Source organism: Pseudoalteromonas sp. K222D (assembly GCF_017653575.1).
GTDB classification, from domain to species: domain Bacteria; phylum Pseudomonadota; class Gammaproteobacteria; order Enterobacterales; family Alteromonadaceae; genus Pseudoalteromonas; species Pseudoalteromonas nigrifaciens.
Map to the genome: position 1 here is coordinate 44,123 of NZ_JAGGDL010000025.1, position 7,246 is coordinate 51,368.

Annotated in this window: 8 protein-coding genes; 6 read left to right on the plus strand and 2 right to left on the minus strand. The window is 39.6% G+C overall.

The genetic code is table 11. The features are described 5' to 3' along the window. Positions 1 to 98: 98 nt before the first annotated feature. From J5X91_RS12715 to lipA, 4 genes are all read left to right on the plus strand, one after another. Positions 99 to 1,262 carry a serine hydrolase gene (locus tag J5X91_RS12715; protein ID WP_011327711.1) on the plus strand — a complete coding sequence of 388 codons (1,164 nt, stop codon included), beginning with the start codon at positions 99 to 101 and terminating at the stop codon, positions 1,260 to 1,262. A gap of 218 nt (positions 1,263 to 1,480) precedes the next feature. After that, complete coding sequence (ybeD, locus tag J5X91_RS12720) at positions 1,481 to 1,759, plus strand: DUF493 family protein YbeD (RefSeq protein WP_011327710.1); 279 nt, start codon at positions 1,481 to 1,483, stop codon at positions 1,757 to 1,759. 19 nt (positions 1,760 to 1,778) lie between these two features. Further along, positions 1,779 to 2,432 (plus strand): lipoyl(octanoyl) transferase LipB, encoded by a 654-nt coding sequence (gene lipB / locus J5X91_RS12725; protein WP_011327709.1) that lies wholly within the window; start codon positions 1,779 to 1,781, stop codon positions 2,430 to 2,432. Continuing rightward, complete coding sequence (gene lipA / locus J5X91_RS12730; RefSeq protein ID WP_011327708.1) at positions 2,429 to 3,394, plus strand: lipoyl synthase; 966 nt, start codon at positions 2,429 to 2,431, stop codon at positions 3,392 to 3,394. The genes lipB and lipA overlap by 4 nt, the downstream gene beginning before the upstream one ends. Positions 3,395 to 3,495: 101 nt before the next feature. Here the strand turns inward: lipA and J5X91_RS12735 are convergent, their stop codons facing one another. Beyond that, positions 3,496 to 4,215, minus strand: a complete 720-nt coding sequence (locus J5X91_RS12735) for a hypothetical protein (protein WP_086998357.1) — start codon at positions 4,213 to 4,215, stop codon at positions 3,496 to 3,498. 134 nt (positions 4,216 to 4,349) lie between these two features. Beyond that, a complete protein-coding gene (locus J5X91_RS12740) occupies positions 4,350 to 4,628 on the minus strand; it encodes a YdcF family protein (RefSeq protein ID WP_089367965.1) in 279 nt (92 codons plus the stop codon). A 300-nt stretch (positions 4,629 to 4,928) separates the two neighbouring features. On the opposite strand from J5X91_RS12740, the gene J5X91_RS12745 reads away from it, so the two are divergent. Together J5X91_RS12745 and J5X91_RS12750 are read left to right on the plus strand one after the other, a co-directional pair. After that, positions 4,929 to 5,168, plus strand: coding sequence for a hypothetical protein (locus J5X91_RS12745; RefSeq protein WP_011327707.1), 240 nt, complete (start codon positions 4,929 to 4,931; stop codon positions 5,166 to 5,168). A 305-nt stretch (positions 5,169 to 5,473) separates the two neighbouring features. Beyond that, entirely contained in the window at positions 5,474 to 7,087 is a 1,614-nt protein-coding gene (locus tag J5X91_RS12750) for a M28 family metallopeptidase (protein WP_197181868.1), read from the plus strand. Positions 7,088 to 7,246 lie beyond the last annotated feature (159 nt).

Below are 7,246 nucleotides of genomic sequence, written 5' to 3' on the forward strand. Positions count from 1 at the left end.
TAAATCGTTTTTAATTCCAACGACGCCCGCATCTAGGGGTAGTTTGGGTATGTGAATGGGCTAACGCAAATCTTTAACTTTAACCATTAATGAGTATGATGAAATCTATTAAACATAAAATTCTCAACGGGGTATGCGGCCTAGTTTGTTCTGCCGCCGTATTTTCAGCCACCGCACAAATTATTCCAGCACCTCCTCAAGTTAATGCTAAAGGTTATTTTTTAGTAGACTTTACAACTGGTAAAGTTATTGCCCAAGGTGAAGCTGATACAAAGTTAGCACCTGCTAGTTTAACTAAAATGATGACCAGTTATGTTATAGGCACAGAAGTTAAAGCCGGTAATATTGCACCTACCGACATGGTTACGGTTAGCGAAAAAGCATGGGCTAAAAACTTTCCAGAATCATCTAAAATGTTTATTGAAGTAGGTAAACAAATTAGCGTTGATGACCTAAACCACGGAATAATTATTCAATCAGGTAACGATGCCTGCGTTGCTATGGCAGAGCACATTGCCGGTAGCGAAAGCGCTTTTGCTGATTTAATGAACGCCCACGCTGCAAAATTAGGCATGAGCAACACTCACTTTATTAATAGCCACGGCCTTGATACCGACGCGCACTATACAACACCGCGTGATATGGCAACACTTGGCGGCGCACTTATTCGCGATGTACCCGATGAGTACGCACTTTATAAGAAAAAGTCATTTACTTATAACGGCATTAAACAATACAACCGCAACTCATTATTATGGGATGAAAGCCTAGACGTAGACGGTATTAAAACCGGCCATACATCAGATGCAGGCTACAGCTTAGTAACCTCTGCAACTAAAAACGATATGCGTTTAATTGCCGTTGTTATGGGTACTTCAAGCGAGCGCGCACGTAAAGAAGAAAGCAAAAAGTTACTTAACTATGGCTTTCGCTTTTATGAAACAATTACACCGTACAAAGCAGGCGATAGCTTTGCAGAGCAACGTATTTGGATGGGTAATAAAGAAAATGTTTCTTTAGGTATTTTAGAAGATACCCCTATTACTATTCCACGTGGTCAGCATAAAAATTTAAAAGCGAACTTTAAATTAGATAACACGCTTGAAGCGCCATTAGCTAAAGGCACTAAAGTAGGTACTTTATTTTTACAACTAGAAGGCGAAGATATTGCACAATATCCGCTAGTTACACTTGAAGAAGTGGAAGAAGGTAGCTTCTTTAGTAAAATTTATGACTACTTACGTTTACAGATTATGCAATAGCCGCATAAAACAATATTAACGCCTCTGCTATGAGGCGTTTTTTTTTGCTTGAAAAATGCTAGAATGCGCCCCATATAAGTCAATTATGTTGAGTTGTAACTTTTTTGGCACAGCCAAACAAGCTTAACTCAGATTGCCATTAGCCCAATAGTATTAAGCTTAGGGTTTGCCACTTAGCAAAATTAAGCCAACACTTTTTTGTATGAGGAGTCACTGTCGTGGTTCAACCAGTTAAAGATACTAAATTTGATGAGTATTTAGAGTTCCCTTGCCCGTTTACATTTAAAATAATGGGTTTAGCCAATGTAAACTTAACGGATCAAATTTTAGCTAAGTTACAAGTTATTGCACCTGGCGACTATGCCCCAAAAGTAAAACCAAGTAGCAAAGGTAATTACGAATCAGTTTCGCTTGTTGCAACCGTTACTAGTGGCGCTCATATTGAAGAAATTTATAACGTGATCAGTAATCTAGATGACGTACGCCACATGCTTTAAGCCATAATTGAGATTTGTTGTGAAAGAAAACACCTTAATCGTGCGCCAACTTGGCCGCCAGCGTTACTTGCCAATTTGGCAGAAAATGCAAGACTTCACCGATACCCGCGACGACGATAGCGCGGATGAAATTTGGTTAGTAGAGCACGAAAGTGTATTTACTCAAGGCCAAGCAGGTAAAGACGAGCACTTACTCGCACCCGGCGATATAGAAGTGATTAAAGTTGATCGCGGTGGGCAAGTAACCTACCACGGCCCCGGCCAGCAAATGATGTATGTACTATTTAACTTACGTCGTTTAAAAATTGGTGTACGCGAATTAGTTACTTGGCTAGAGGAGTGTATTATTGAATCCCTCGCCGAGTACGACATTCAAGCATACGCCAAAGCCGATGCGCCCGGTGTTTACGTTAACGACAGTAAAATAGCCTCTTTGGGTTTACGCGTTCGTCGTGGTTGCTCGTTTCATGGCTTAGCATTAAATGTTAACATGGACCTAAGTCCATTTTTACGCATTAACCCATGTGGTTATGCAGGCATGAATATGGTGCAAACTAAAGAATTAAAGGGTCCTCAAAACCTAGAAACAGCAGGTGCAGGACTGGTAAAACACATGATTAAAAAGCTTAATGCAACACAGGTTAAGCATACTGAAGGGTTTGAAAACGAATGAATAAACCAGTCAAGATGGAACCAGGTGTAAAACTACGCGACGCAGCAAAAATGGCGTTGATCCCCGTAAAAGTTTTACCAACAGAAAAAAACGAAATGTTACGCAAGCCAGAGTGGCTAAAAATTCGCTTACCTAAATCAACAGAGCGTATTGAGGGCATTAAACAGGCGATGCGTAAGCATGGGCTGCACTCGGTATGCGAAGAGGCTTCGTGCCCTAACCTATCTGAATGCTTTAACCACGGTACAGCTACCTTTATGATTTTAGGTGCAATTTGTACTCGTCGTTGCCCATTTTGTGATGTTGCCCATGGTCGTCCATTAACACCTGATGCAACTGAGCCTGAAAAACTAGCGCTTACAATTAAAGACATGAAGCTAAGCTATGTGGTTATTACCTCGGTAGATCGTGATGATTTACGTGATGGCGGCGCGCAGCATTTTGCCGATTGTATTCGCGAAATTCGCAAGCACAGCCCAAATATTACTATTGAGATTTTAGTACCCGATTTTCGTGGCCGTATGGACCGCGCACTCGAAATACTAATCGAAACCCCACCAGATGTGTTTAACCATAACCTAGAAACTGCGCCGCGTTTATATAAGCTTGCGCGTCCAGGGGCTGATTACAAATGGTCACTTGAGCTACTGCGTCGCTTTAAAGAAGCGCACCCAGAGATTAAAACTAAGTCTGGTTTAATGGTTGGTTTAGGTGAAGAAATTAGCGAAATAGAAGAAGTACTTCGCGACTTACGTGCCCATAACGTTGATATGCTTACAGTAGGCCAATACTTACAGCCTTCTAAGCACCACTTACCAGTAAAACGTTACGTGCCACCTGCTGAGTTTGATGCACTAAAAGCCTACGCTGATGAAATTGGCTTTACTCATGCAGCCTCTGGCCCATTTGTGCGCTCTAGCTACCATGCTGACCAACAAGCGGCAGGTAAAGAAGTAAAATAAGTCGTTTTTATAAATTAAGCAAGCCGTTAGTGATCAATAGTCATTAACGGCTTTTTTGTTGCAGTTTATTACCCATAAGTAATAAGGATAATTGAATTATTTTAATTTTTAATTGCTTTTCTTCTAAGCTGAAATGAAATATTATCGTTTAACTCGAGCCAACTAAAGTCCTTATTCCAAGCCTGCTTAAAGCTTTCTCCGCCTTGCGAATTATCCAGGATTTCTTTTAAGTCAAATATTTTGGAGAAATTATCTTCGTTTACGTCGTAACTTGACCACCCCCTAACTCCCAAGTCAATATGCCCTAGAAAGCTCGATTTAAACTCGTTAGCTGCGGCCACAAAATCCCCGTTGCCATTTAATTTTTCAGATATAAGACTTTTCTCTTTATCACTAATTGAACCTGTAACTTCTAGCTCACCTAATTGACTGATTGATATACCCCAATCTTTATTCGCTAATGATGGTTGTCCAGCCGCTATTTCAGTCATAATATTGTCATACTGAGTAAACATTTTTTCAACCGAGTTAGAAACTTCACCACCCGGCATATAAAGATTAACAGTAGCTATTCGAATATTATTTAACGCTTTTTCTTCTGCTTCCCTTGTTGATACAACATTATTTGTTATTATTTTCATTGACTTATTATAAGTCGGCTCTGGCTCTTTAGGCTGATCTTTATGATATATATCCTTAGCTAGTCGCTCCATTTCACTATTTAATTGCTCTTTACCATTTGCAGGTTTATTAACTTTTACTTCTGAACCGTTCGATATAAACTGCGATGCTAAATTAGTATCATTTGAATTAACTTTCATATCATTTTCCTTGTTCGTTATTACTAGCTATCGGCAGGTTACTATCTTACTTTAGTTGCTTGTATGGCCAGTGTTGGTAACTTAGGTAAAATAAACTGCCGAATATTTTCCTCCTCTCTAATCATTACTACATATTAATGGCCATACAACTGCGATAATTTAATACCTGGTAATGGTGCCTTAGTACTGACTAAAGTTAGATTTAATGTTGGTAGAACATGGTTAAATATATAATGCGCACGCTGCATATGAAACTCCGAGCTGAACAAAATTGCATGGCTGATATTAGCACTCGCTAAAATAGGTTTAGCCAGTAGAGCATTCTCAAAGGTAAAGCGGCTTAATGGAATATCTAAAAATACAACTGTAGGTATTCCAAGCTCAATAAAATAATTATTTAGTGTATCGTTCATGCGCGCAATCAGTGGTATTAAAATGCACGCCAAAACCTCCTGTGCATAATATTTTAGCCTTGGGATTATGCAAATATGCTTGATATGACTGAGCGCATCGGATTTTCGCTATTACTGATAAACGGCTGTCACTACTGTTGGGCGCACCTAAAACTATAATTACCGCATTCATTTAGTCGTCCTTCACCACAAAACGAAGCTATTAAGTTTAAACTATTTTTACTGATCGCAATTTATCGTTAGGTCAATCGGCTTTTACTTGAGACAATCGCGGTAGTTATTTTTAAAACATGGTTCATTATGAAACTATTAGTTCGCAACTTATCTCGTGCTACTTCTGAGCACGACCTTCGTACTTTATTTGCAGAGCACGGTAAAGTGACTACCTGTAACTTAGTACTTGATAAAGAAACTGGCCAATCTAAAGGTTTTGCCTTTGTTGAAATGCCAAACGACATAGAAGTTAAAGGTGCAATTAAAGCCCTTAACCAAGCAACTGTTGATAAAAGCAAAATCCGCGTTAAATTGGCAGATGCTTAATTAGTTAGCCGCGGCTATTATTGCCCTTAATATTATAAACACAGATGTGTTTTATTATTAGGGCAGTATTAATTTAGCCTACATTTATAACACTGCCACAACTAATTTTTGCTCCTTGCTCCCCCTCCTAAGTTCTAAGTTCTAAGTTCTAAGTTCTAAGTTCTAAGTTCTAAGTTCTAAGTTCTAAGTTCTAAGTTCAATATTGTGCAACAGCTAAAACTTAAGTCTATAAAATTATATCCTGTATAGACACTTTAAAGTTCGCTGTATATAGTCGAGCTATGTATTACCTACCCTCAGTTATTATGACAATTATAAAAACAACCAGCCTTTTTTTATTTCTAACGCTCATAGGTTGCTCAGAGCAAGCTGCAGACACAACTAAACTTGAGAATTCCCAAGCACTTAGTATTAATAATATTAAGCAGCACATTAAAACACTCGCCTCAGACGAATTTGAAGGTCGTGGCCCCCTTACAGCCGGTGAAGTAAAAACGATTGGTTATTTAACTAAGCAATACCAAGCGTTTGGTTTAAGCGGTGCTTATAACGATAAGTACTTACAACCGGTGAAAATGGCAAAAGTAACTGCTGATCAAAATATGCAATTAACTATTGGTGAGCTCACTTTTAGTGCAGGTAAAGACTTTACTGCCCGTACCGAGCAGCTACAAAGCGTTATTGATGTGCGTAATTCTGACGTGGTATATGTAGGCTATGGTATTAATGCACCAGAATATAACTGGAACGATTATAAAAATCTTGATGTAACAGGCAAAACCGTGGTGGTGTTAGTTAACGATCCTGGCTTTGCAACTCAAGACGACAGCCTGTTTACCGGTAATGCTATGACCTACTACGGTCGTTGGACTTACAAGTACGAAGAAGCGGCTCGTCAAGGTGCTGCTGCCGTTCTTATAGTGCACGAAACTGCACCAGCAGCTTACCCGTGGAGCGTGGTAGAGAGCTCAAATACGGGTACTAAATATACGCTAATTGATGACACCAACAACACCTCAAAACTTCCCGTTATGGGATGGTTACACCTTGAGGCTACCGAGCGCTTATTTAATGCTGCAAACCTTAACTATCAGCAATTAAAACAACAGGCTTTAAATGCTGACTTTAAAGCGCTGCCGCTTAATGTAAAAGCCAACCTGGCTTTTAAAAATGAAGTATCGCATGCAAAATCGCATAACGTAGTAGCACAACTTACCGGTAGCGAACTGCCAGACGAATACGTTGTAATTAGTGCGCATTGGGATCACTTTGGCACTAAACAAACAGATAGCGGGCCTAAAATTTATAATGGTGCGGTAGATAACGCATCAGGTACAGCCGCCACGCTCGAAATTGCCAGAGTAATGAGTAAAATGCATCAACAAACGCCATTTAAACGCTCGATCATTTTTGCCAATTTTACCGCAGAAGAAACTGGCCTAATTGGCTCAGAAGAATTTGCATCTGGTGCGGTGATCCCAACTAAACAAATGGTTGGCTTATTAAATATTGATGGCATGAACGTACTTGACGCTACTGACTATGTTTTACAGTATGGTAAAGGGCTTTCTGAAATGGAAGATTACTTAGCCAAGGCCGCTAAGGCACAAGGTCGAACGGTAAAAATGGATCCTCGCCCGCAAAATGGTTTATTTTTTCGCTCTGATCACTTTTCGCTTTCTAAGCAAGGTGTGCCCAGTTTATTATTTATGAGCCTTGGTGATACCGACCCTGATTACATTACTCATAAGTACCACAAAGAAGCCGATGATTACTCTACCGACTGGTCGCTTGGTGGTGTAGAGCAAGATAGCCAACTGATCATTAATATAGCCACACAGCTGGCTAACAGCAACGATTGGCCAAAGTGGAAAGCAGAGTCTGACTTTAAAACAAAACGTGAGCAAGATAAGCGCTAGCAATTGCGTTTTAAACACACATAAAAAAGCAGCCAATTGGCTGCTTTTTAGTACGTATTATCATTATTTAGTTAGAAATGGGGTAACTATTCACCAAGACAAATTATTTTCTAAGGATCTTTTTTAGCTATTGACTGATCCTGCCAGTATGCCAAGCTA